24 protein-coding genes and 1 tRNA gene are annotated in these 24,034 nt (G+C 40.9%); 17 read left to right on the top strand and 8 right to left on the bottom strand.

The features are described from left to right. Window positions 1–96: 96 nt before the first annotated feature. Genes QWZ01_RS11990 through QWZ01_RS12000 form a run of 3 tightly spaced genes read right to left on the bottom strand, consistent with a single transcriptional unit; the run spans window position 97 to window position 2,939 of the window. Window positions 97–1,464: a HAMP domain-containing sensor histidine kinase gene (locus tag QWZ01_RS11990; RefSeq protein WP_290323570.1), complete on the bottom strand. Its 1,368-nt coding sequence runs from the start codon at window positions 1,462–1,464 to the stop codon at window positions 97–99. Beyond that, on the bottom strand, window positions 1,448–2,149 hold the full coding sequence (locus QWZ01_RS11995; RefSeq protein WP_290323571.1) for a response regulator transcription factor: 702 nt from the start codon (window positions 2,147–2,149) through the stop codon (window positions 1,448–1,450). The genes QWZ01_RS11990 and QWZ01_RS11995 overlap by 17 nt, the downstream gene beginning before the upstream one ends. Window positions 2,150–2,183: 34 nt before the next feature. Then, the gene (locus QWZ01_RS12000) at window positions 2,184–2,939 is read right to left on the bottom strand and encodes a YdcF family protein (protein ID WP_290323572.1); all 756 of its coding nucleotides are present in this window, start codon (window positions 2,937–2,939) and stop codon (window positions 2,184–2,186) included. 127 nt (window positions 2,940–3,066) lie between these two features. On the opposite strand from QWZ01_RS12000, the gene QWZ01_RS12005 reads away from it, so the two are divergent. The 14 genes from QWZ01_RS12005 to QWZ01_RS12070 all read left to right on the top strand — a co-directional run bounded on the left by QWZ01_RS12005 (window position 3,067) and on the right by QWZ01_RS12070 (window position 15,272). After that, a complete protein-coding gene (locus tag QWZ01_RS12005; protein ID WP_290323573.1) occupies window positions 3,067–3,276 on the top strand; it encodes a YtxH domain-containing protein in 210 nt (69 codons plus the stop codon). Between the two features lie 20 nt (window positions 3,277–3,296). After that, window positions 3,297–3,851, top strand: coding sequence for an arylesterase (locus QWZ01_RS12010; RefSeq protein ID WP_290323574.1), 555 nt, complete (start codon window positions 3,297–3,299; stop codon window positions 3,849–3,851). Window positions 3,852–4,024: 173 nt separating this feature from the next. Continuing rightward, window positions 4,025–6,715: an alpha-L-rhamnosidase gene (locus tag QWZ01_RS12015; protein ID WP_290323575.1), complete on the top strand. Its 2,691-nt coding sequence runs from the start codon at window positions 4,025–4,027 to the stop codon at window positions 6,713–6,715. Window positions 6,716–6,832: 117 nt separating this feature from the next. Then, entirely contained in the window at window positions 6,833–7,477 is a 645-nt protein-coding gene (locus QWZ01_RS12020) for an START domain-containing protein (RefSeq protein WP_290323576.1), read from the top strand. 291 nt (window positions 7,478–7,768) lie between these two features. Continuing rightward, a complete protein-coding gene (locus QWZ01_RS12025; protein ID WP_290323577.1) occupies window positions 7,769–8,512 on the top strand; it encodes a (Fe-S)-binding protein in 744 nt (247 codons plus the stop codon). Further along, on the top strand, window positions 8,505–9,890 hold the full coding sequence (locus QWZ01_RS12030) for a lactate utilization protein B (RefSeq protein ID WP_290323578.1): 1,386 nt from the start codon (window positions 8,505–8,507) through the stop codon (window positions 9,888–9,890). Before QWZ01_RS12025 ends, QWZ01_RS12030 begins: the two co-directional genes overlap by 8 nt. Then, on the top strand, window positions 9,890–10,483 hold the full coding sequence (locus QWZ01_RS12035; RefSeq protein ID WP_290323580.1) for a LutC/YkgG family protein: 594 nt from the start codon (window positions 9,890–9,892) through the stop codon (window positions 10,481–10,483). Before QWZ01_RS12030 ends, QWZ01_RS12035 begins: the two co-directional genes overlap by 1 nt. 176 nt (window positions 10,484–10,659) lie before the next feature. Beyond that, window positions 10,660–11,400 carry an SDR family oxidoreductase gene (locus tag QWZ01_RS12040; protein ID WP_290323581.1) on the top strand — a complete coding sequence of 247 codons (741 nt, stop codon included), beginning with the start codon at window positions 10,660–10,662 and terminating at the stop codon, window positions 11,398–11,400. Between the two features lie 133 nt (window positions 11,401–11,533). Further along, a complete protein-coding gene (locus tag QWZ01_RS12045; protein ID WP_290323582.1) occupies window positions 11,534–12,136 on the top strand; it encodes a TetR/AcrR family transcriptional regulator in 603 nt (200 codons plus the stop codon). Between the two features lie 87 nt (window positions 12,137–12,223). Next, on the top strand, window positions 12,224–12,622 hold the full coding sequence (locus QWZ01_RS12050) for a response regulator (RefSeq protein WP_290323583.1): 399 nt from the start codon (window positions 12,224–12,226) through the stop codon (window positions 12,620–12,622). A 169-nt stretch (window positions 12,623–12,791) separates the two neighbouring features. Next, on the top strand, window positions 12,792–13,604 hold the full coding sequence (locus QWZ01_RS12055) for an oxidoreductase (protein WP_290323584.1): 813 nt from the start codon (window positions 12,792–12,794) through the stop codon (window positions 13,602–13,604). Between the two features lie 26 nt (window positions 13,605–13,630). After that, complete coding sequence (locus QWZ01_RS12060) at window positions 13,631–14,434, top strand: helix-turn-helix domain-containing protein (RefSeq protein WP_290323585.1); 804 nt, start codon at window positions 13,631–13,633, stop codon at window positions 14,432–14,434. Window positions 14,435–14,506: 72 nt separating this feature from the next. Then, complete coding sequence (locus tag QWZ01_RS12065; RefSeq protein WP_290323586.1) at window positions 14,507–14,923, top strand: hypothetical protein; 417 nt, start codon at window positions 14,507–14,509, stop codon at window positions 14,921–14,923. Further along, on the top strand, window positions 14,916–15,272 hold the full coding sequence (locus QWZ01_RS12070) for a DUF1801 domain-containing protein (protein ID WP_290323587.1): 357 nt from the start codon (window positions 14,916–14,918) through the stop codon (window positions 15,270–15,272). The genes QWZ01_RS12065 and QWZ01_RS12070 overlap by 8 nt, the downstream gene beginning before the upstream one ends. A gap of 51 nt (window positions 15,273–15,323) precedes the next feature. On the opposite strand, the gene QWZ01_RS12075 is transcribed toward QWZ01_RS12070, so the two are convergent. After that, window positions 15,324–15,395, bottom strand: a tRNA-Arg gene (locus QWZ01_RS12075). 633 nt (window positions 15,396–16,028) lie between these two features. Between QWZ01_RS12075 and QWZ01_RS12080 the strand changes: the two genes are divergently transcribed. Further along, on the top strand, window positions 16,029–17,453 hold the full coding sequence (locus tag QWZ01_RS12080) for an MATE family efflux transporter (RefSeq protein WP_290323588.1): 1,425 nt from the start codon (window positions 16,029–16,031) through the stop codon (window positions 17,451–17,453). A gap of 70 nt (window positions 17,454–17,523) precedes the next feature. Here the strand turns inward: QWZ01_RS12080 and QWZ01_RS12085 are convergent, their stop codons facing one another. Together QWZ01_RS12085 and ychF are read right to left on the bottom strand one after the other, a co-directional pair. Continuing rightward, window positions 17,524–17,979 (bottom strand): nuclear transport factor 2 family protein, encoded by a 456-nt coding sequence (locus QWZ01_RS12085; protein ID WP_290323589.1) that lies wholly within the window; start codon window positions 17,977–17,979, stop codon window positions 17,524–17,526. 37 nt (window positions 17,980–18,016) lie between these two features. Continuing rightward, a complete protein-coding gene (gene ychF, locus QWZ01_RS12090) occupies window positions 18,017–19,120 on the bottom strand; it encodes a redox-regulated ATPase YchF (protein ID WP_290323590.1) in 1,104 nt (367 codons plus the stop codon). Window positions 19,121–19,394: 274 nt separating this feature from the next. On the opposite strand from ychF, the gene mgtE reads away from it, so the two are divergent. Further along, window positions 19,395–20,765 (top strand): magnesium transporter, encoded by a 1,371-nt coding sequence (gene mgtE / locus QWZ01_RS12095; protein ID WP_435404564.1) that lies wholly within the window; start codon window positions 19,395–19,397, stop codon window positions 20,763–20,765. Window positions 20,766–21,200: 435 nt separating this feature from the next. Here the strand turns inward: mgtE and QWZ01_RS12100 are convergent, their stop codons facing one another. Both QWZ01_RS12100 and QWZ01_RS12105 read right to left on the bottom strand, forming a co-directional pair. Continuing rightward, window positions 21,201–21,533 carry a DUF3276 family protein gene (locus QWZ01_RS12100; RefSeq protein ID WP_290323591.1) on the bottom strand — a complete coding sequence of 111 codons (333 nt, stop codon included), beginning with the start codon at window positions 21,531–21,533 and terminating at the stop codon, window positions 21,201–21,203. Window positions 21,534–21,663: 130 nt separating this feature from the next. Further along, a complete protein-coding gene (locus tag QWZ01_RS12105) occupies window positions 21,664–23,454 on the bottom strand; it encodes an ABC transporter ATP-binding protein (protein ID WP_290323592.1) in 1,791 nt (596 codons plus the stop codon). A gap of 201 nt (window positions 23,455–23,655) precedes the next feature. Between QWZ01_RS12105 and QWZ01_RS12110 the strand changes: the two genes are divergently transcribed. Next, window positions 23,656–24,009 (top strand): hypothetical protein, encoded by a 354-nt coding sequence (locus tag QWZ01_RS12110; protein ID WP_290323593.1) that lies wholly within the window; start codon window positions 23,656–23,658, stop codon window positions 24,007–24,009. Window positions 24,010–24,034: the final 25 nt, after the last annotated feature.

Raw genomic sequence — 24,034 nt, forward strand, 5'->3', positions numbered from 1 at the left:
ATTATTAATGGTTTAACTTCTATCGTTTTGTTTGATACAAGATTAGCCCCCAATAATTAAGACGGTTTAAGAAACTTATTAGAATTTGATTAGAATTTATGCGGATGCATCAACCGGTAAAAATACTTTGATCTCTGTACCGCTGCCTACCTCCGAGCGAATACCTATGCTACCCTTATGTAACCGTATAATATTTAATGTTAAAGGTAGCCCAACACCATACCCCTCGTAACGATGTGTATTTGAGGCCCGGAAAAAAGGCTCAAATATATGCTGCAGTTCAGTTTGCGGTATGCCAATGCCCTGATCGGCCACAGAAACGATAACTTTATTGTTTTCGGCCAGCATCCTGATCTTTACCATGCGGTTATCCGAATATTTGCAGGCATTGCTGATAATGTTGGTAATGGCCAGCCTGAGTAAATTGCTGTTACCGCTCACATAAAGTAGCCGTTCATCAGTAGGCAGATCAGCCAGGTCTATCTCGATATTGCTCTCTGGATTTATCTTTTTAACAGATTCTGATGCAATCATTACCATTTCATCTATCCTTATACTTTCCCAGCGCTGTTTTTTACCATCAAAACCCGATTGGGCCAATGAAAGCAGGCTGCTTAGTATTTGCCCCAGCTTTTCCGACTCTGAGTGTATGGTATTAAATATTTCGCGCTGCTCAAGGCTTACATCATGTTTACTCAAAGCCAGTTCAGCCTCGGTACTAATAATGGTTAATGGTGTGCGCAGTTCATGCGAAGCATTGCTTACAAAGTTGTTCTGCGTTTCAAAGGCCGTTTCCAGCCGGTTGAGCATGTCATTAAACGTATAGGAAAGCTCCGCAACCTCATCTTTACCGCTCAATTCGTCAAGCCTAAAGTGCAGATTATTGGCTGTAATGTTTTTAACGTTACTGATGATACGCCTGATGGGTTGAAAGGTATAAAAAGAAAATATCTTACCTACAAAATAAACCAGCACCATAGCAGCTAAAAAACCGTAGATCAATATTTCCTGCAGATCCTTCAACTCCTGAAAGCCTGCCGGGTCTGATGCCGAAACAATTACAATGTACTTTTCAGTACCCTTCTTAAATTGCTTGCCGGCATAAAAGGTATTATCATGTTTATAGCGAGCATTCCCTTCTCTTAATATCTTCCTGATAAAATCGCTTTTGGCATCTACATAACCTTTAATATGAATTTTATTTAAGGTATCAATATTAAATAAGTATGCTTGCTCTTCTTCTAACCGCTCCAGGTATTTATTCCTCATTTCCTGATAGGCGGTGCTTTTTGCACTCGGAAAAATATTAACGTCGGCAGAGATATTAACCCGCGCTTCAAGGCGTTTAAAAAAATCATCAAACCCAAACCTGTATACCAGGTAAAATATGGTAACATTGAGCAGTATCAATATAACACCCGAAAGCATCAGGAAAAGCAGGGTTATCTTACTTTGTATTTTCATCCGGATCGCCCTCTTTCATCATATACCCCATACCAAAAACCGTATGTATCAGTTTCGGAGTGGCATTTTTCTCTAATTTTTTACGCAGATAGTTTACGTATACATCAACTACATTGGTACCCATATTAAAATCAATGTCCCAAACACTTTCCAGTATTTGAATACGCGACAACACCTTTTTTTGATTTTTGATGAAATACTCCAGCAGCCTGAATTCCGTCGCGGTAAGTTTTAAAGGCTCTTTATCCCGATAGGCAATCTTTGATTCGGCATCAAGTTCAACGTTACCGATAGCGTATATACTAGTTTTAGGTAAGCCATCGCCGCCTTTACGGCGCAGCAGGGTGCGTAAGCGCGCGGCCAGTTCGGCTATTTTAAAGGGCTTAACCAGGTAGTCGTCGGCACCGCTATCCAGACCGCTTACAATATTTTCTGTAGAATCAAGCGCCGTGAGCATGATAATAGGTATATTCTGTTTTTGTTGCCTGATGAGTTTACATACCTGAATACCATCCATAACAGGCAGCATTACATCTAATATCACCAGGTCAAAATCATTGTCGAGGGCCATTTGTAAACCGGTTGCACCATTTGCAGCTACGCTAACTTCAAAGCCAAAATCAGCAAGCCCCCGTTTTATTACCGATACTACATTTGGTTCATCCTCAACTAATAGTATACCCATATATCATTTTAAGTTTTATAAATAAGCATTACGGTTAACCTTTGTTTGAAACATAATTCACTGTTAGTCCAATAACCTCTTTAATATAGGTACTCCATTTGCTTAAAGCATCGGCACTGGGTATCAACTCGTCCAAGCCAATACCGTTTGTACCGGCAATATAATTACATGGATAAGGAATAATATCCAATCCAACTTTTTTAAATATCCTTATTGATCTGCGCATGTGGAAGGCAGAAGTTACAAGCAAGTATGGCCCCTGTTGTCCTTTCTTTTGCAGTAATGCTTTTGTAAACGAAGCATTCTCAAGCGTGTTGCGTGATTTATCTTCTATCAAGATACAACTATCTGGTATCTGGGCCGCTTTTAATTGATAACCTGCCCAGGTTCCTTCTCTGAAGGCCGATGGCATTAAATTACCATTACCGCTGGTTATCAAAACATTTTTTACCCTGCCTGTTTTTTGTAAAAGCACAGCTTGTATAAACCTATCAGCCGCATTATTAAACATTCCTTTACCATCTTTATCATCAGATGAAAAGCCTCCCAGCACAATGACCGTATTGTACACTTTCCCCTTTTCCAGTTTTGCAGGGGCAATATCCCAGGCCTGAGCAAACCGGTTTATCAGGAATGAATTTGAAAAAATATAAAGTACAACTACCGCGTAAATGAGGAACTTACGCTTCCTTTTGGTATCTTTTGAAAAAATTGCTACCAGTAATAAAACAAATACATACACCAGCGGAAAAAGTAAAAATGATAGTACTTTTGAAAGAATAAAAAACATATAATAACAAGCTTTTGCCGTAAAAGTAATTAAAACATTATACTTTTAAATAGCTTAAATATGTTATAAACAGGCCATGTAACAAACTGGCACCATCATTGTCATATTAAACACAAAAAGTAAAATTATGGGCTTATTGAAATTTCTTGTCGTTGGTGCAGCAGTTGCTTACGGCATAAACTACGTAACAAAGAAAGGTCCTGACGGAAAATCAATTATCGATGATTTGGCCGAAAACGGGCCCGAATGGATGGATCGTGCCAAAAAATACGGCGAACTTACTTTAGAACAAATAGCTGTGCGTGCGCAAAACTTCAGAGATAACAATAAATTTTAGCAGTTTCCGCGCCACGCTCTATGAACAATATTCTATTCTTTGGCGATAGTCTTACAGCTGGCTATGGCTTAAAAGATGCTAAAACAGAATCGCTTCCGGCACTTATACAGCAAAAAATTAACACCGCACAGTTACCTTATCATGTAATTAATGGTGGTTTAAGCGGGGATACATCAGCCGGAGGGCTTTTACGTTTAGATTATTGGACAAACCGCCCCATTAATGTATTTGTGCTGGAATTGGGTATCAATGATATTATTCGGGGAATTTCGCCCCAAACTACTCACAAAAACCTGCAAGCCATCATCAACAAGGTAAAACTTAAATTTCCTGCTATAAAGCTGGCCTTGATGGGTATGGAAATTCCGGCATTTATCCCCGGAGCATTCGCTGCTGAGTTCAGGGCCATATTCCGGAAGCTGGCAGATACCAATCAAATGGCTTTTGTACCTTTTTATCTGGCCGATGTAGCCGGTAAACCTCATCTTAACCTTCCGGATATGCTTCATCCATCTGCCGATGGTTATCGTATTATGGCCAACAATGTTTGGCCCACGCTGCGTCCATTACTGTAACTATCCTATAAACGGGCAGACAGTACAGGATAGTTAGCCTTGCATAAACCAAAATATCCTTTTAACATTGTTGTTAACCTCATTAACTTAATGTTTGAAACAAGCTTTTACCTTTTACCCGCTCGCTTGCTAAAAGCATTTAATGTTTTTATAAACCGTTTTGAAACATTTATATGAATAAATCTTTATGTAAGCCAGTGCTTTACATTGCTTTATTGCTTGGTAGTGTCATTACTCAACCTGCAGATGCTCAAACACCAGGCAAAGCCACAGGCTTACAATCAGAACATTTGATTAATCCTATCGGCCTTGATTCGCAGCACCCTCGTTTAAGCTGGCAAATGGCTGATAACAGAGAAGGTGCTACTCAAACTGCTTACCAGCTTATTGCAGGTACCGATTCTGTGGCAGTAAGTTCAGGTAAAGGCGACAGCTGGCTAACCGCAAAGATTTCATCAGCAGCAAATTTGGTTAGTTATCAGGGCAAAGCATTACTTCCATTTACCAAATACTACTGGCGTGTACAATTATGGGATGGAACAGGCAAAAGACTCCAACCATCATCCATTGCCAGTTTTGAAACCGGCATGATGGATATGCGCAATTGGAAAGGTTCATGGATAAGCGATAATAAAGGTATTGCCGTTAACCCTGCCCCCTATTTTCGGCATACGTTTAAAGTAGCCAAGCAAATACGTTCGGCAAGAGCCTACATTGCCGTTGCTGGTTTGTACGAAATGTATATTAATGGGCAAAAAATTGGTAACCATCGCCTTGACCCAATGTATACCCGGTTTGACAGGCGTACCTTATATGTAGCTTACGATGTTACCGCGCAGTTGCAAGAAGGTAAAAATGCGATAGGCGTGTTGCTTGGTAACGGCTGGTATAATCACCAGAGTACTGCCGTATGGTACTTTCACCAGGCACCATGGCGCGGTCGCCCTACTTTTTGTATGGATCTGCGTATCACTTATATCGATGGCTCTGTTGAAACTGTAACGTCAAACACAGAATGGAAAACATCGCTGAGCCCGGTAGTTTTTAACAGTATTTATACTGCCGAACATTACGATGCCCGAAAAGAACAACCCGGTTGGAACACTCCAAACTTTGTTGACAGTACCTGGAAACCGGCTATTTTCCGGTCTGCTCCTTCTCAGAACATTGTAGCGCAAAGCTTGCAGCCTATCCGCAATGTAGAAGAAATAGCCTCTAAAACTATCACCAAAGTTGATAACAACCTGTGGGTATTTGATATTGGCCGTAACATATCCGGCGTTAGTAAAACTACTGTAAAGGGCGATTCGGGTACAGTGATCCGTCTGAAACATGCAGAACGGTTAAACAAGAACGGCCATGTTGATCAATCCAATATCGATCTGCATTACAGGCCAACTGACGATAAAGATCCTTTTCAAACCGATATATTTATCCTGAGCGGCAAAGGCGAGGAAACCTTCATGCCAAAGTTTAATTACAAAGGCTTTCAATATGTTGAGGTTAGTAGCAGCAAACCCATTGAGCTTACCAAAGAAAGCCTTAAAGCCTATTTTATGCACAGCGATGTTGCGCCTATTGGTACCGTAACATCGTCAAACAAAACCATAAACCAAATCTGGGAGGCAACCAACAACTCGTACTTGAGCAATCTTTTCGGCTATCCTACCGATTGCCCTCAACGCGAAAAGAACGGCTGGACAGGCGATGCACACATTGCCAGTGAAACCGGCCTGTATAACTTTGACGCCATAACTATTTACGAAAAATGGCTTGCCGACCACCGAGATGAGCAGCAGCCCAATGGTGTACTGCCATCTATTATCCCAACTGGTGGCTGGGGTTATGAATGGGGTAACGGTCCCGACTGGACGAGTACCATTGCCATTATTCCATGGAATATCTATATGTTTTACGGCGATAGCAAGTTACTTGCTGATAGCTATACAAGCATTCAGAAATATGTAAACCATATCAATGAACTTTACCCTACAGGCTTAACAACCTGGGGCCTGGGCGATTGGGTACCGGTAAAATCGGTATCGCCGGTTGAGCTTACCTCATCTGTATATTATTATGCTGATGCGAGCATATTGGCTAAGGCCGCCAGAATATTAGGCAAGCAAGCCGATTTTGCGAAATACTCGGCATTGGCAACCAAAATTAAAAATGCCATCAACGCTAAATACCTGAATACCGAAACCGGCATATATGGTAAAGGTTTGCAGACAGAATTAAGCGTACCTCTTTACTGGGATGTTGTTCCTAAAAACATGAAGGGTAAAGTGGCGGCCAATCTGGCCAAACGTGTTGAGGCTGATAATTTTCACCTTGATGTGGGTATTTTAGGTGCGAAAGCAATTTTGGGTGCATTGAGTGATAATGGTTACGCCGATGTTGCTTACAAAATAGCATCGCAGGAAACCTACCCTTCATGGGGCTGGTGGATGGTTAATGGCGCTACCACCTTATATGAAAACTGGAAGATTGATGCCAAGTCTGACATTTCCCTCAATCATATTATGTTTGGCGAAATAGGAGCCTGGCTGTTTAAGGGCATAGCGGGGATTCATGCAGATCAGAATCATCCGGGTTTCAAAAACGTGATACTGCAGCCTCATTTTGCACCGGGCCTAAATGAGTTTACCGCTACTCATAATGGGCCTTATGGTGAAATAATATCTTCATGGCAGCGCACAGGCAATGCAGTAATATATAAAGTTACTATACCTGCAAATTCAAGGGCTTCTATTACTTTTCCGCAGGGTAAAGTTTACCAGGGCGCCAAGCTAATTAGTAGTGCACAACCGTATAAGGTGAGTGCCGGAAATTACACTTTTGAAGTAAAGACCTCTGCCAATTGACATAGGTTTTTCATATTAATATTTCCTTAACATCAAATGACCCTATCCTGACAGGCCGGTTACTCAACCGGCTTGTTTTGTATATATTTTTGTTACATAATATTAGTCCGGCTAATCATGTACAAAAAAATAACTTTAACCCTGCTCTTTTTACTCACTTTAATTATAGCTAAAGCTGAGGAACCCTGGTCATTAAGCACTAATAAAGAAGGCATTAAAGTTTACACGCGCCACGTACCTGATTCAAAAATAAAGGCCATTAAGGTTGAATGTACCCTGAATGCAACTCCAGCTCAATTGGTTGCCGTGCTGCTGGATATAAATGGCAGCTTGGATTGGGTTTATCATACCAAATCTGTTAGCTTAATTAAACAGGTATCTCCAACAGAATTATATTATTATTCAGAAGTTAACATCCCCTGGCCGGTTCATAACCGCGATTTTATAGCCCACATTAAAGTTACCCAGGACCCCGCTACTAAGGTAATCACCGTTGACGCCCCTTGCCTTCCTGATATGGTGCCGGTTAAAGATGGCATAGTACGCATTGAGCACTCTGTTGGTAAATGGATAATTACCCCCGCAGATAGCGGACAGGTAAAAGTAGAATATACCCTTCACTTAGATCCCGGAGGCAGCGTGCCCGCCTGGCTGCTTAATATGTTCATTACCCAGGGCCCTACCGAAAGCTTTAAAAAGCTAAAAGTTCAGCTTCAAAAAAACACTTATAAAAACGCTAAGCTGGCCTACGTAACCGAATAAGTTCCCCCTTAAAATAGTTTGATATAAGTGATAAATTAGCCGTTTTTTACGCTAATTATCATTAATCTTTTGCAAAAAAAGCTGATAACACTTGTCAACAATCGCCGTAATTTCGTTGTTTAGCATGCAGCTGTATAAACTACATTGATGAGCAGATAAACCAATTAAGTATCGCATAACCCCTGCCAGCAAGGTAATTCTTTGTTTAAAAACTCTTAAAGACACTTAAGGATGGTTTTACCGCGTATACTGCTAATATTGCTTTAACCAATTAAAGTAAAAAACTATAAAATGAAGGTAGCTTTATTTGTACCATGCTATGTTGACCAGTTTTATCCCGGGGCAGCAATAGCCACGCTACAATTACTTGAAAAACTGGGTGTTGATGTACACTATCCTAAAAATCAAACCTGCTGCGGCCAACCTATGGCCAACTCCGGTTATGAACATCTCACTACTGGTTGCAATAATTTATTCGTTGATAATTTTTCAGGATACGATTATATCGTGTGCCCATCGGGCAGTTGCACATTGCATATAAAAGAACATTTGCATTCGCCGGAGAAGGAAGAACAAGCTATTGAGATACGCAAAAGGGTTTATGAACTTACCGAGTTTTTAGTTGATGTATTAAAGGTTGAAAATCTGCAGGCCAATTTTCCTTACAAGGTTGGCTTACACAATAGCTGCCATGGCTTGCGTGGCTTAAAAATATCACAAATGAGCGAGCTGGTTGCACCGGCTTTTAGTAAACCCGCTCATCTGCTTAATATGGTGCAAGGGCTTGAGCTGGTACAACTGGGCCGGCAGGATGACTGCTGTGGCTTTGGCGGAACGTTTTGCGTTGCCGAAGAAGCAGTATCCTCAAAAATGGGAAAAGACCGTGTGGAAGATCATATTGAACATGGGGCAGAATACATCACCTCTGCCGATCTTTCATGTTTGATGCACATGGAAGGTATTTTACGCAGGCAAAACAGTAATGTTAAAGTAATTCATGTTGCAGAAATCTTAAACCATAGCAGCCATGAGTAATAGTACCACCAAAAGCCACGCGGAATTAGCGGCAGCCTTTAATAAAGATGAACCGCGTGTTGACTGGCACGACGAAACCCTTTGGTGGGTACGCGCCAAACGTGATATTGCCGCCCACAAACTGCCTGAATGGGAACTGCTGCGCGAAACAGCGTCGCAGATCAAAAACAACGTATTATCAAACCTGAGCAGTTACCTGGAACAGTTTGAAGCCAACGCCCTTAAAAATGGTTTAGTGGTTCACTGGGCTGCCGATGCAGCCGAGCATAACCAGATAATTCATAAATTGTTGGCCGACCGGGGTATTAACCGCATGGTTAAAAGCAAATCAATGCTTACCGAGGAGTGCCATTTGAACGAATATCTGAAAGAACATGGCGTTGATGTAATAGATTCTGATTTAGGAGAACGTATTGTTCAACTGGCCAATGAACCTCCCAGCCACATTGTGCTGCCATGTATCCATAAAAAGAAAGAAGAAATAGGCGATATCTTCCATGAACACCTGGGTTCAGCTAAAGGCGAATCGGATCCTAAAATATTAACTGAAACTGCCCGCCAGCATTTGCGTGAGGTATTTTTGACCCGTCGGGCCGCGCTTACCGGTGTTAACTTTGCCATAGCCGAAACGGGGGAGTTTGTCATTTGCACCAATGAGGGCAATGCCGATATGGGTGCCCATCTGGCCGAAATCCATATAGCCTCCATGGGCCTCGAAAAGATCATTCCGGAAAGAAAGCATTTGGGTGTTTTTTTACGTCTGCTTACCCGCAGCGCTACGGGCCAGCCTATTACTACCTACTCCAGCCATTTTAAAAAACCACAGGATGGCCGCGAAATTCACATTGTGATTGTGGATAATGGCCGCAGCATACAGTTAGGTCGCGAGGATTTCCGCAACTCTTTAAAATGCATTCGTTGCGGTGCTTGTATGAACACTTGTCCGGTTTACCGTAAAAGCGGTGGTCACAGCTATCATACTGCCATCGCCGGCCCAATAGGCTCAATCCTGGCGCCAAACCTGGATATGAAAAAATATGCCGACCTACCCTTTGCATCCACCCTTTGCGGATCATGCAGTAACGTTTGCCCGGTTAAGATCAATATTCATGATCAGCTTTATAAATGGCGGCAGGTAATTGTAAAAGAAGGTTATAGCCCTACTGCAAAAACAATAGCTATGAAAGCTATGGCGTTCACCTTGTCATCGCCAGCCTTATATAGGACAGGAGGTAAGGTTGGCCGTTGGGTATTTAAACATGCACCATTTGCAGTAAATAACCAGCAAAACCCATGGTTTAAACACCGAGAAATGCCTAAAGCACCCGAACAATCCTTCGGCGAGTGGTACAGCAAAAGAAAGGAAGAAAAGAAATAATGAGCAGGGACAAAATATTAGCGGCAGTAAAAAAAAACGAATTTACCCAGACTCAGCTGCCCGATCTGGAAATACTAACTACGTTAACTGATAACCCTGGCGATCTGACACAGCAATACATCACTATAGCCAGTGCCGGGGGCAGCTTTGTATATGAAGTGGCCGATATGGAAGCTATCAAAACCATTCTGCACAAGGAGTTTAAACCTGATGTAAAAATCATATCGGGCATTAAAGAGTTTGACGAATATACTTATGCAGGTGCTGTAGCTAATGAACTGGCGCACAGTTTTGCAGATGTTGAACTAACCATTTTACAGGCAGGCTTTGGCGTAGCCGAAAACGGTGCATTATGGCTCACCGAAACCCAGATGAATGTACGGGTGTTACCTTTTATAAGCCAGCACCTGGCTGTTATTATTAGCCGAGGATTCCTTGTACCAACCATGGCTCAGGCATACGCCAAAATTGGCAATACCGATTATGGTTACGGAGCATTTATATCCGGCCCTTCAAAAACGGCAGACATTGAGCAATCTTTGGTTATTGGGGCTCACGGGCCACGCAGCTTATCTGTTTTTATATTACCATAGCCCTTTTTAAATTAACTCCATATATGCGGCCTGTTGTAGTAAATACAGCAGGCTTTTTTATTCCACATCAAGTTCATTATCAGTACATTTATACAATGTGACACAGTCATGAAAAATAGCTATTGTTTAAATATACCAATTGGTATATTTTTGTATCATCAAAAAACAACATCAAAATGAAAGCTTCACAAAACACTGTACTTATTACCGGCGGAAGCGCAGGAATAGGTTTTGAAATTGCTAAACAATTATCAGCTAAAAACAATCATGTAATTATAGTTGGCCGTAATGCCGAGCGCTTACAAAAAGCTGCAGACCAATTGCAAAATGTAACCGCCATTAATGCTGATATTGCTGATGCCGCCGATGTAGACAAACTGGTAAACACCTTAAACAATGATTTCCCTTCATTAAATATAGTGATCAATAATGCGGGCTACGCCACACTTAACAGCATTGTTGATGATAACGATATTTTTGAACAAGCCGGTGCAGAAATGCATACCAATTACCTATCGGTGTTAAGGCTTAATCAAAAACTATTGCCGCTGCTTAAAAAGCAACAAGAGTCTGCTATAGTAAATGTGTCATCAATAGTTGCATTTGTACCCGGCAAGTTAACCGCAACTTATTCTGCCACAAAAGCAGCATTACACTCTTACTCGCAGGCATTAAGGCTTGCTTTGGCCGATACTTCAGTTAAAGTATTTGAATTGATGCCGCCTTTGGTTGATACCGAATTTTCTGCAGAGATCGGTGGCCACAAAGGCATCCCAGCCTCACAAGTTGCTGATGAATTTATAGCCAGCCTTGAAAACGACAACTATGAGATCAGGGTTGCCGGTACAGAGCAGCTTTATCAATTATTTCTTTCTTCGCCTGCCGAAGCCTTAAAAGCAATGAATGCGCCAAGGTAAATAGCTATTTACAAATAATTCCATGTAATCACTACTGAAAAGCAAGTGGTTGTATGGAATTATTGTTGTAATGATACAATCATAAGTTTACCAAATACGTTAAAAATATAATACCAGTTGGTACATTTGTATTATGGAAACCGAATTATCAAAAGCCGAACGAACCCGGCAGTTCATCATTGAGTCTACATCGGGGATCTTCAATAAAAAAGGATATGCAGGCACTTCGATGTCTGATTTAACTGAGGCTACCGGGCTTACCAAAGGCAGCATCTATGGTAATTTTAAAAATAAGGAAGAAGTTGCCGTTGCTGCGTTTGAATACAATACCGGTAAAGTTCGTAAACAGGTGGCTGCATTAATGGATAAGGCATCTACCTATTATGAAAAATTGATGGTTTACTCCACCGTGTATCATAATTTCAGTAATAAAAATTTTCCTGAGGGTGGCTGCCCTATATTAAATACCGCCGTTGATGCTGATGATACCAATCCGCTATTGAAGGAAAAGGTTGCACAGATAATTATAAAATGGAAAAAACGACTTGAAGACCTGATACAGGGGGGCATTGATGCCGGTGAATTTAAACCCGATACAGATGTGGCCCGAACAGCACTTACTATAATAGCATTGGTTGAAGGAGGCATCATGATAGCCCGGGTAACAGGCAAACCGGCTCATTTAGATACCATCCTAAAAACCATGCATTTACTGGTTACCGATCTTAAAATTTAACCTGTAACTTAATTATTACAGCAATAAGAATTTAGTTAAAAACAAAAGCTGTTTGCCAATCGTTATTAAGAGTACCAATTTAATAATATGCCTAAAAGAATTTTGATCCTTGATGATAGCGAGGATATACTCGAAGTGATGAAAGACACACTTGAGATGGAGGGTTACGAAGTTCAAAGTTTGAACTTTACGGATGATATTTGTAAGGCAGCCATTAGCTATAATGCTGATATGGTAATTCTGGATTACATTTTGTTTGGAATAAATGGCGGCGAACTTTGCCACATGCTGAAAACCACGCCCGAAACGGCACACATCCCGGTAATTATGGTTTCGGCTTATCCAAGGGTGTTAGAATCATTAGGCAACTATGGTTCTGATGCTTTTATTGCAAAACCCTTTAATCTTTCGGATATTACCGACACCATCAAAAGCTGTTTTTTAAAAGCAGGCAACGGCGTTGAACATGCTGATTGCGATCTCTAACAAACTTATAGTACTCAATTAATTTGTCGTCCTGTAACACAAAGGGCGACAAATTAATTATTTCTCACATTTTTTGAGCTTCTCACCAAAGTAAAGTTGAGCTTCCCAGCAAACCTGCGCTCATGCTTTTACCAGCATCTTTGTTTTGTAATTTAATAACACAAACAAAATGAAAAAGGTAATATTAATAACAGGTGCATCCGCGGGTATGGGTAAAGAAATGGCCAGGCATCTGCAACAGGATGGGAATATAGTTTATGGGGCAGCCCGTCGCATTGAAAAAATGGAAGATATCAAACAGCTTGGCGTAAAAGTTTTGGCTATGGATGTAACCGACGAAGCCTCAATGCTAACCGGTGTGGAAACCATTATCAAAAACGAGGGCCGCATTGATGTGCTGATAAACAACGCCGGTTTTGGATCATACGGCGCTATAGAAGACGTACCAATTAGCGATGCCCGTTATCAGTTAGAGGTAAATGTATTTGGAGCGGCACGTTTAACCCAGCTGGTTTTACCTTATATGCGTAAACAACATTCTGGCAAAATAATCAACATATCATCTATAGGTGGTAAATTTGCCGCAGCTTTGGGTGGCTGGTACCATGCCAGCAAATTTGCCCTTGAAGCACTGAGCGATAGCCTCCGTAACGAAGTGAAACAGTTTGGTATTGATGTAGTGGTTATTGAACCCGGAGGTATCAAATCTGAGTGGAGCTATATAGCCATTGATAACCTGATAAAAACTTCGGGTAACACAGCTTATCAAAATATAGCTAAACAATTTACCGGTATAGCCCAAAAAGCGGAAACAAAAAACGCTGAACCCATAGTTATAGTTGACCTGGTGAGGAAAGCCATTGAAGCTAAACAGCCTAAAACACGTTACCATGGTGGCTATATGGCTTCACTGGGCTTGTTTATGCGCAAAATACTTCCCGACCGCGCCTTTGATAAAATGCTGCTGAGCCAACTAAAGTAAATGGTATATTTAAAACATTGATTCAAATGAAAAATGATGGCCATGTATTGTTCAGCAACTTGCTGTACTCGTGCGTAGATAAAAAGCAGCGCGCTAATGAAACCTTTGTGCCCGAACATGTTTTTGGCTATATCATATCAGGCGAAAGCCATCAGAAAACTATTGAGGGCTCCCGTGTTTTCGGACCTGGCACAATTGCGCTCGTTCGGCGGAATCAACTTATCAAATCAGAAAAAGTCCCTGGCCCGGAGGGTGAGTTCAAATCGGTCAATATATTTTTTGAGCAGGATTTTTTACGGAGATACAGTGCCGAAAATAAGTTTGCACCGGCTAAGCGTTATACCGGCGATCCGATTTATCTGCTCCCACCCGACCCTTTTATTAAAGGATATTTTAACTCGCTAATCCCTTATCTTGAACATGGCTGGCAAAGCACAGCCTCCATGGCCGAATTAAAGACCAGGGAGGCTATTGAACTGCTGCTAAGGCTTGATCCTACACTTTATGATTTTCTTTTTGACTTTAGTGAGCCTTACAAGATAGATCTTGAAGCTTATATGAATCAGCATTACATGTACAATGTACCCACTGCTCAGTTTGCCAAACTTACGGGCCGCAGCCTTGCCAGCTTTAAACGCGATTTTGAAAAGATATTTCAAACCTCTCCGGGGCAATGGCTGCAGCAAAAACGTTTGGCCGAGGCTTATTACCTTATCAGAGAGAAGGGTCAGAAACCATCAGAGGTGTATCTTAATGTGGGTTTTGAAAACCTCTCACACTTTTCCTACACGTTTAAAAAGATGTTTGGAATAGTACCATCGAGGGTTTGATACTTCTGCTTTAAGCTATTTGTTTTTCAGTTTGTTTTGGATAGATTTATAGTACCAATAAAACCTATCCGCATGAACTGGAGCTTGCTATTCAAACTCTCATTATTTGGCTTAGCCATGGGTATTGCCACGGCCTTTTTTATTCCCAGCAATGTGGAGGGAATGCTTTGGCCGGTTATTTTTATCATTTGCGCGTACCTCATTGCTAAAAACTGTACGCAAATGTATTTTACCAATGGGTTTTGCCTCAGCCTGCTCAATTGCGTTTGGATAATTGCGGCACATGTAATTTTCTACAATAGCTATGTAAAAGGTCATACACAGGAAGCAGCCATGTATAATAACAACCTCTACAAAATTTCACCACAACTTGCGCTGGCCATTATCGGTATTTTTATAGGTATAGCCTCGGGATTAGTGCAGGGCTTGTTTGCCTTTATTGCTTCTAAATTTGTAAAAAGAGGGCATCGTGTTAACCCAGTTGGATAACTTTTATCTGCAAAAGGATGAACCTGTAAGAGGCTGCCTGCTGGCCCTTCGCGAGATCATCCTGAAACAAGACGAAAACATTTCGGCATCCTTGAAATACGGGATGCCATTTTTTTGCTACAAAGGCAAAATGTTTTGTTATCTGTGGGTGCATAAAAAGTTGCACCAGCCATACATAGGTATTGTGGAAGGCAAGAACCTTGAACATCCCATGCTTATCATCGAAAAACGTGCCCGTATGAAGATCATGTTATTTGAAGCCGACAAAGATTTACCTATTGAAACTATAGAAGATATTTTACAACAAACTATTAAGCTATATAAAAGCGGCATAGTAAAGGTTGGGTAATTAGTTTAAAAACAAAGCCTGTCAGGTTGTAACTTGACAGGCTTTAAAGAGTGCTCCCGACGAGATTCGAACTCATATCGATGGTACCGGAAACCATAATTCTATCCATTGAACTACGGAAGCATTGCTGCAAATATATACATTCAATTGTTTTATTTATGATGGATTATACAAAAAATAGGGTGGTGTATGATTACGCTTGATAATACGCAACGCATTATTTATTCATCACAATGTGATATATGATTAATATTTAAAATGGAATCTATTTCCTGGAGAAAATGCTGATGTTCGGTTTCGTCGAATTTTACCTGGGTTAAGTCAGTGCAATTGCCGTGGGTTTGGGGCTTGTGTCTGTCTCTGAAAATGATCAAAAGTGGTATACAGACCTGTATTACCATAAAGGCCAACGTAAACTGGAACATGTATGTGGTCAGCGTCTCCATCATAATAAAGACAATTCAGGAATTAATTAGTGTTGTTAATTTAACGATTTTTTTTGATATTATTTATATAAAAGTTATTAAAAATAAGCGGGTTTCCCTGCTTTTTACTTAACTAAAAAGCCAGTTTGTTAGTTATATCATTTTATAGCCGTTTTCCCTCATACGTCAAAACTGTAGTCGTTATTTTTTCATAATCTGTAACATTTCGCATTTAAGAGTATCTATATCTGATACTGAAAAAAGCATTCAGTATTTTTACACTGCGGGCATCCGTGCACCGCCTATCCTGATAAACCACAAATATTACCTTATGCAGCAAACCATTACTAAACCAAGTAAAGTATCATCCTTTTTCTCGGTTTTAAAACAAGCTATCAAGGGCCGTGAGGTTGATCTTACAGCTATCAGCATAAAACGGGCTATTGTATTATTGGCTATCCCCATGATGCTGGAAATGGCTATGGAATCCGTTTTTGCCCTGGTTGATCTTTATTTTGTAGGCCATTTAAAAAACAGCAGCCTCGCCATTCAAACTGTTGGGTTAACCGAGTCGGTACTTACCGTAATCTATTCGTTGGCTATTGGTTTAAGCATGGCAGCAACCGCTGTTGTTGCCCGCCGCATTGGCGAAAAAAATCCCGAAGCTGCATCAAAGGCCGGGATGCAAACCATTGTAATTGCCCTGATCATTAATTTGGCTATCAGCATTTTTGGTTTTCTGCATGCAAAAGATATCCTGCTTATCATGGGTGCATCTGCCCAAACTGCAGAGCACGGAACCAACTTTGTAAGAATCATGATGAGCGGCAGCATTATCATTGTATTGCTGTTTTTGATCAATGGTATTTTCAGGGGCGCGGGTAATGCGGCTATTGCTATGCGCAGCTTATGGATAGCCAACATGGCAAATATCATCCTCTGCCCTATCTTTATCCGCGGATTGGGCCCTATCCCTGCGTTTGGTTTAACAGGAGCCGCCATAGCTACTACTATTGGCCGCAGTTTGGGTGTAAGCTACCAGGTTTATAACTTATTTAACGGCAAAAACATTTTAAAGATTCGTTTGAGCTATTTTATACCTGATTGGCAGCAGATCAAGGCCATTATTAAAATTGCAGCACCGGGAATTTTACAGTTTGTAATTGCCAGCTGCAGCTGGATATTCCTGGCTGAATTAGTTGCTACCACCGGAGGAGATGCAGGTTCGGCGGGTTATCAAACCTCATTGCGGCTCATGATGTTTTTCCTGTTACCGGTTTGGGGACTGAGCAATGCCGCAGCCACCTTAGTTGGTCAAAACCTGGGCGCCGGACATGTGGACAGAGCCGAACAATCGGTATTTCAGACTATGAGATATGCAGTGGTATTTTTAGCCGTGGTGAGTGTATTATTTTTAACCTGCGGGCATTTGTTTGCCTCCTTTTTCACAGAGGATGATGCTGTTAAAAAGGTAGCTACCTTATCCTTAAATATCCTGAGCGGGGGCTTTATCATTTATGGATTTGGTATGGTATTAACAAGCGCGTTTAATGGCGCCGGGGATACCTGGACACCTACTAAAATCAACTTATTCACGTTTTGGGTTTTCCAGATTCCTTTTGCCTATTTACTGGCTAAGTATTTTGGCATGGGGCCTAAGGGAGTTTTTATCTCCATCCCAGTTGCCGAAGTCGGGCTTACCATCGGGGCGTATATTCTGTTTAAAATGGGGAAATGGAAAAAAACAAAAGTTTAATAGCAATCGCTTATTATAAAAAAATGCTTGCCGGTACCGGCAAGCATTTTTTACAATATCTGAATATCCTCTATGGAATCTTTACAGCCTGACGGGCCAGCAATTGCCAGTCTCCTTTATTTTTGATCCAAACCAGCAGTATGCTGAGTTTTACCGTTCCGGGGCCTTTACCCTTGTCGTTAGTAGCAGCCGAAAATATATGGCGAACTGTAGCTGTGTTTCCAACTATTTTAACAGTTTGATCAGTAAGATCGATAGATACAAAATCAGATACACCCGTAGCAATATCACTGATAAACTCCTTTTTACTTTGCACTTTACCGCTTGAATGCCCGTAGCTTAACTCGCTTGATGCAAGTTTTTCAAGGGTAATCGTATCGGCGTCAACCATAGCCTTGCGTAATTGCTCGGTGGCTTGTGTTATCTCGGCGATTGATTTTGAGCTTTGGGCCAAAGTTTTTTGCATATTAACAATGATCACTAAACTTAGGCACATCGTTGCTTTTAATAAAAAGTATTTTTTCATAAGGGTTTTCATTTAGGTTTACCGGTATGGCAAAACACTAAACATTAAACCTGAAATGCATAATGTCGCCATCCTGCACAATATAAGTTTTTCCTTCAATAGCCAGCTTACCATTTTCTTTTATTACCGCCTCTGAGCCATTAAATTTCACAAAATCGTCGTATTTAATTACTTCAGCACGAATAAACCCTTTTTCAAAATCGGTGTGGATAACACCTGCAGCCTGTGGAGCGCTGAAGCCCTGGGTAATAGTCCAGGCGCGCACCTCCTGCACACCGGCTGTAAAATATGTAGCCAGGTTAAGCAAACGGTATGCAGCCTTAATTAACTTATTCACGCCAGATTCGGTAAGACCCAGATCTTCTAAAAACATCTGGCGCTCCTCGTAAGTGTCCATTTGTGCAATTTCTGATTCTATTTGTGCTGAAATTACCAGTACTTCGGCATTTTCTTCCTTAACAGCGGCTCTTACTTTCTCCACATAAGCGTTACCGTTACTTACAGAACCTTCATCCACGTTACAAACGTATAATACAGGTTTTGCGGTAAGCAACCATAAATCAGCTACATATTCTTTATCTTCCTCAGCAACCGGAGCTGTACGTGCAGATTTACCTGAAAGGATATGCTCGCGATATACGGTTAAAACATCAAAGGTTTTCTTAGCTTCTTTATCACCACCGGTTTTAGCCATTTTCTCAACCTTCTGAATCTTTTTTTCTATCGATTCAAGGTCTTTCAGTTGTAGTTCGGTATCAATGATCTCTTTATCGCGTATCGGGTCAACAGAACCATCAACGTGAATTACATTATCATTATCAAAACAACGCAATACGTGAATGATAGCATTGGTTGCACGTATATTGCCTAAAAACTGGTTACCCAATCCCTCGCCTTTACTGGCACCTTTTACCAGGCCGGCTATATCAACAATTTCAATAGTGTTTGGTACTATGCTTTTCGGTTGTACTATTTCGGTAAGCTTTGTTAACCGCTCATCCGGCACCGTAATTACGCCCACGTTTGGCTCAATAGTGCAAAACGGAAAGTTGGCCGCCTGCGCCTTGGCATTTGATAAGCAATTAAAAAGTGTTGATTTACCTACGTTTGGTAAACCTACTATTCCACATTGTAAACCCATTTTTTGTAAAACTCTAAATTTCTAAATACTAAATCCTAAACCTCAAATCACCAACTCCGTTTAAAAAACAATAAATAAAAGCTATAAAACATTGTTAGTGAACCTTAAACAACTGCCAATAAATTATTGACAAATGATTAAATGACGATTTAAAATTTGCGCAAAGATAACAGAAAATTTTGCCTTATAATTTGAAAAAATAAACGACTTTTGCCATCGCTAAAACAAAGCAAAACAGATTAGTAATAAGATGTAAAAACAAGGAGGAACTTTTATGATGGAAATGGTTGAACAAATAGAATTGTTACTGGAACAGCAGGATAATGCCCAATTACAGGAATATTTGAACAGCCTTAATATTTCTGACGTAGAAGAACTCATAGGTGAGCTGCCCGAACATGGCCCCCTGTTTATCGAAACCCTTTCGTTAAACCGAGCAGTAAATGTTTTCCGCATACTTGACTCTCCTACCCAGGAGCGTATTATTAAAAAACTTTCGGGCCAAAAAGTTGCCGATCTTATTAATGAACTGCCTCCTGATGACCGTACCGCCCTTTTCAGTGAGCTCCATGGCGATGCTGTTCAGAAACTGATCCAGCATCTATCGGCCGAAGACCGCAAAGAAGCATTATCATTACTTGGTTATGAAGAAGATAGTGTTGGCCGTTTAATGACACCGGATTATATTGCTGTTAAAAGAAATTGGGATGTAACCCGTGTGCTGTCACACATCAGACGGTATGGTAAAAATTCCGAAACCATTGATGTTATTTACGTAATTGACGAAAACGGTTTATTGCTTGACGATATCAGGATACGTGAGATATTACTGGTTAAACCCGAAACAAAGGTAAGCGATTTGATGGATGGCCGCCTGATAGCCTTGAGCGCCAGCGATCCGCAGGAAGAAGCCATCAATGTATTCAGGATGAATAACCGTGTGGCACTTCCGGTGGTTGATAGTGAGAACATTTTACTGGGTATCGTTACCGTTGATGATATATTATGGATAGCCAACGAGGAATACACTGAGGATATTCAAAAAATTGGTGGTACCGAAGCACTGGATGAGCCATACCTGGATATTAACCTGTTCCGGCTGGTAAAAAAGCGTGTAGGTTGGCTTATCATCTTATTCCTGGGCGAGATGCTTACCGCTACGGCGATGGGCTTTTTTGAAAAAGCTATTGAAAAGGCCGTTGTACTGGCTTTATTTATCCCACTGATCATTTCAAGCGGTGGTAACAGCGGTTCGCAGGCGTCAACCCTGATTATACAGGCCATGGCCCTGGGTGAAGTTACCGTTGGCGATTGGTGGCGGGTAATGCGCCGTGAGTTATTGTCGGGCCTTATGCTGGGGCTAACCCTCGGATTGATCGGCTTTATGCGTATCTATATCTGGACTATGTTTTCGCCTATTTATGGGCCGCACTGGATATTGGTTGGCTTAACAGTAGGCTGCGCGCTTGTTGGTGTTGTACTTTGGGGATCATTAGCCGGCTCTATGCTGCCCCTCATACTTAAAAAGCTTGGCGCCGACCCTGCTACCTCATCAGCCCCATTTGTAGCCACATTGGTTGATGTTACCGGTTTGATCATTTACTTTACCATTGCCGTTATACTGATGCGGGGAACGCTGCTGTAGATAGACCATTCTAATAAAATGCATCATTGTTGTAAGGGTACTAAGCCCCCTCTAAACTGTTAAGTAATAGTCCATGAAAAGGCATAGTCTTTGATTGCATGGCATACAAAAGACTCACCCGGTCTACGCTTCGCTGGACCACCCTCTCTTCGCCTGCGGCGGAAAGAGGGTTTAAAAAATCGATAAAGCACAAAAGAAAAGATTCTTCACCCTCTTGCGGCGAAGCCGGAGAGAGGGTCGACAAGCGTAGCTATGTTGGGGAGAGTCGATAAACAGCCTGATTTGATGAAACTGCCTTTTGATGGGCTATTACTCTTTGGAGAGAGTTTGGTGAGGCTTGGTAACTCGCAATGAGGAGAGAAAAGCCCCTTAAAACAAGAAAAACCTGCTTGGTAAGCAGGTTTTTCTTTATGGTATTAGTTTAGTTTTGTTCTGTTATATCTCAAATGAGAAATCCTCATCAGCAGATGCTTTTGCTACTTCAGGATTGTCGCCGTATTCATAACGTTTTTCAACAACTTCCTGGTTTGCTCTGATATAGTCAACGGTTTCTTTTAACCCTTCAGCAAACTTTTCAAAGTCTTCCTTGTACAGGAATATTTTGTGTTTAATAAAAACCCCATCTTCCAAACGCTTTTTACTTTCTGTTATTGTAACATAGTAATCGTTTGAACGGGTTGCCTTTACATCAAAAAAATAAGTCCTCTTCCCGGCTCTCACCTTTTTTGAAAAAACCTCTTCGCGCTCTCTATTGTCAAAATCTCCCATAATGAATATACCTGTAATTAGTTTTGGTTGGCATAAATATAAATCAAAATTTCAAAGTGCAAGTATTTTATTCAATTTTCGTGAACTTTTTGAAACAATTTTGTCATTTTTTTGGTTTTTCGCCAAAAAATCAGGCATCCTGTTCCTCTTCAAGCAATTGTTTTTCGTATAGCTCAAAGTAGGTTCCTTTCAGTTGCATGAGGTATTCGTGATTGCCATGCTCCACAATTTCCCCATTATCCAATACCAGTATTTTATCGGCATTTTTTATGGTTGATATACGGTGCGATATAATGATGCTGGTTTTATTTTGCATTACCCGCCCCAGGTTACTCAATATTTCCTCCTCTGTTCGGGTATCAACTGCCGACAGGCAATCGTCAAATATCAATATCTGTGGGTGCTTAAAAATGGCCCGGGCTATAGAAACCCGTTGCTTTTGTCCTCCCGATAAGGTTACTCCCCGTTCACCTATCAATGTTTCAAATCCTTTTTTCAGTTCTATGATATTACTGTAAACCGCGGCATCTCTGGCGGTCTGCTCAACAACAGGCATATCAAGTACATCGGCACTAAAAGCAATGTTATTAGCAATAGTATCTGAAAACAGAAAAACCTCCTGTGGTACAAAACCAATTTGCGAGCGATAATTTTCAAGCCCAAGCTGCTTTACATCAATAGCATCAATACCTATGTTGCCAGCCGTAGTATCATACATCCGCATAACCAGATTGGCTATGGTTGATTTACCTGAGCCAGTTCGGCCAATAATGGCAACCATTTGACCGGGCTCAACCGTAAACGATACATTTTTTAATGCCTGAATGCCTGTATCAGGATAAGTGAATGATACATTATTAAACTCGATGGCTCCTTTTATAATATGTGCAGGAACATTTTTGGGTGATTCAATATCCGAGGTTTCATGTAAAAACTCATTGATGCGCTTTTGCGATGCCGCCGCACGTTGTATAAGCGAGGTTACCCAACCCAATGATATAACCGGGAACGACAGCATATTCAGATATACGATAAACTCAGCAATATTACCTGAAGTGATATTCCCCTTCATCACCTCAACCCCGCCAACGTACATGGTAATTACATTGCTTAAACCTACAAGCAGCAGCATAATAGGATAAAACAAGGCCTGTACCTTAACCAGGGCCATGGAATGGGTTTTGTAATTCTCACTCTCGGTAGCAAAGCTTTTGCGCACAAAGCCTTCTCTTACGTATGATTTAATGACACGGATACCTGAAAAATTTTCCTGAACAAAACTCGACAGCGCAGACAACCGCTCCTGAATTTGCTCGCTCCGGTAATTGATCACGTTGTTTACATAGTATATAATACCTGCCAGTATAGGTAAAGGCAGCACAGATAGTATGGCCAGCCTAACATTTACAGTAAGCATAGCATATATTACCAGAATAAATAATACTACTGTATTTATAGTATACATAATACCTGGCCCAAGGTACATCCTAACACGGCTTACATCTTCGGTAACACGGTTCATCAAATCGCCAGTGTTATGGCGGCGGTAAAAGGCAAGGGAAAGTAACTGATAATGTTCATAGATCTCATTCTTAAGATCATACTCAATATGCCGCGACATCAGGATAATGGTTTGCCTCATAAAAAAGAGAAACAAGCCGCGCAATAGTGCCAATAAAAGCACCAACGCGCCAAATAGCGTGAGACTGCTTCCAAAAATATCATAGATCATGCTTTGTCTGTTGAAGCCGGCAAAAAGCTGATAAGCTCCTATATTTTCTGTAACCAGATCAAATGCTACGCGGATAACCTGAGCGGGCAATACAGCAAAAATATTTGATATAATTACGAACAAAATACCGGGTATCAATCGCCAGCGGTATTTGTAAAAGAATTTATTAAGGTAAGCAAGATCCTTCATACAGCATTGGGTTAGAACAGCGTGGAAAACCAAAATAGGGAAAACCGGAAGTCCAATTATCAAAAGTACCAAAAAGTTGGCGAAGTGGTAGAGCAGGAAAGTCTGAAAGGTGTAAGAATACTATATAACAAAAAATATTAAATAAAATAATAGAAACAATATTGCTGTAAATGAGTATTATTATAACCAACCCCCACAATTATGACCCCTCTCTTTTTTACCCTGAATTCCGGAAGGCCTATCATGGCTATTACCGATAATATTGCCCATTTTGATGGCCAAACTGAAATTGCACTTACTTACAGCTTTTTTATTGATAAGGATAACGGCAACCCGAACCAGCAAATTAATAAAGAGAGTCATTTGCACTTAGTTGAAAATGATGACCCAGATTACCTGGGTTATATTACTGTTGAAAAACCCGGCAGGGTTTACAGCTACACAGGCAACGGAAAAAACAGGCTATCTATAGCCGAGATACAGGATGCTGTTGAACAGCTAAATAAATTAACGGGTGTTTCGTTATCATGGAGTAAAAGCAGTAAGTTAGAGTAATCTGATCTCATTATAGGCTTATAAC

This window comes from Mucilaginibacter aquaedulcis (genome assembly GCF_030409325.1).
Lineage (GTDB): Bacteria > Bacteroidota > Bacteroidia > Sphingobacteriales > Sphingobacteriaceae > Mucilaginibacter > Mucilaginibacter aquaedulcis.

Coding starts and splice junctions, on each gene's coding strand:
- QWZ01_RS11990 (WP_290323570.1), bottom strand. CDS start 1,464: ATGAAAATACAAAGTAAGATAACCCTGCTTTTCCTGATGCTTTCGGGT.
- QWZ01_RS11995 (WP_290323571.1), bottom strand. CDS start 2,149: ATGGGTATACTATTAGTTGAGGATGAACCAAATGTAGTATCGGTAATA.
- QWZ01_RS12000 (WP_290323572.1), bottom strand. CDS start 2,939: ATGTTTTTTATTCTTTCAAAAGTACTATCATTTTTACTTTTTCCGCTG.
- QWZ01_RS12005 (WP_290323573.1), top strand. CDS start 3,067: ATGGGCTTATTGAAATTTCTTGTCGTTGGTGCAGCAGTTGCTTACGGC.
- QWZ01_RS12010 (WP_290323574.1), top strand. CDS start 3,297: ATGAACAATATTCTATTCTTTGGCGATAGTCTTACAGCTGGCTATGGC.
- QWZ01_RS12015 (WP_290323575.1), top strand. CDS start 4,025: ATGAATAAATCTTTATGTAAGCCAGTGCTTTACATTGCTTTATTGCTT.
- QWZ01_RS12020 (WP_290323576.1), top strand. CDS start 6,833: ATGTACAAAAAAATAACTTTAACCCTGCTCTTTTTACTCACTTTAATT.
- QWZ01_RS12025 (WP_290323577.1), top strand. CDS start 7,769: ATGAAGGTAGCTTTATTTGTACCATGCTATGTTGACCAGTTTTATCCC.
- QWZ01_RS12030 (WP_290323578.1), top strand. CDS start 8,505: ATGAGTAATAGTACCACCAAAAGCCACGCGGAATTAGCGGCAGCCTTT.
- QWZ01_RS12035 (WP_290323580.1), top strand. CDS start 9,890: ATGAGCAGGGACAAAATATTAGCGGCAGTAAAAAAAAACGAATTTACC.
- QWZ01_RS12040 (WP_290323581.1), top strand. CDS start 10,660: ATGAAAGCTTCACAAAACACTGTACTTATTACCGGCGGAAGCGCAGGA.
- QWZ01_RS12045 (WP_290323582.1), top strand. CDS start 11,534: ATGGAAACCGAATTATCAAAAGCCGAACGAACCCGGCAGTTCATCATT.
- QWZ01_RS12050 (WP_290323583.1), top strand. CDS start 12,224: ATGCCTAAAAGAATTTTGATCCTTGATGATAGCGAGGATATACTCGAA.
- QWZ01_RS12055 (WP_290323584.1), top strand. CDS start 12,792: ATGAAAAAGGTAATATTAATAACAGGTGCATCCGCGGGTATGGGTAAA.
- QWZ01_RS12060 (WP_290323585.1), top strand. CDS start 13,631: ATGAAAAATGATGGCCATGTATTGTTCAGCAACTTGCTGTACTCGTGC.
- QWZ01_RS12065 (WP_290323586.1), top strand. CDS start 14,507: ATGAACTGGAGCTTGCTATTCAAACTCTCATTATTTGGCTTAGCCATG.
- QWZ01_RS12080 (WP_290323588.1), top strand. CDS start 16,029: ATGCAGCAAACCATTACTAAACCAAGTAAAGTATCATCCTTTTTCTCG.
- QWZ01_RS12085 (WP_290323589.1), bottom strand. CDS start 17,979: ATGAAAAAATACTTTTTATTAAAAGCAACGATGTGCCTAAGTTTAGTG.
- ychF (WP_290323590.1), bottom strand. CDS start 19,120: ATGGGTTTACAATGTGGAATAGTAGGTTTACCAAACGTAGGTAAATCA.
- mgtE (WP_435404564.1), top strand. CDS start 19,395: ATGATGGAAATGGTTGAACAAATAGAATTGTTACTGGAACAGCAGGAT.
- QWZ01_RS12100 (WP_290323591.1), bottom strand. CDS start 21,533: ATGGGAGATTTTGACAATAGAGAGCGCGAAGAGGTTTTTTCAAAAAAG.
- QWZ01_RS12105 (WP_290323592.1), bottom strand. CDS start 23,454: ATGAAGGATCTTGCTTACCTTAATAAATTCTTTTACAAATACCGCTGG.
- QWZ01_RS12110 (WP_290323593.1), top strand. CDS start 23,656: ATGACCCCTCTCTTTTTTACCCTGAATTCCGGAAGGCCTATCATGGCT.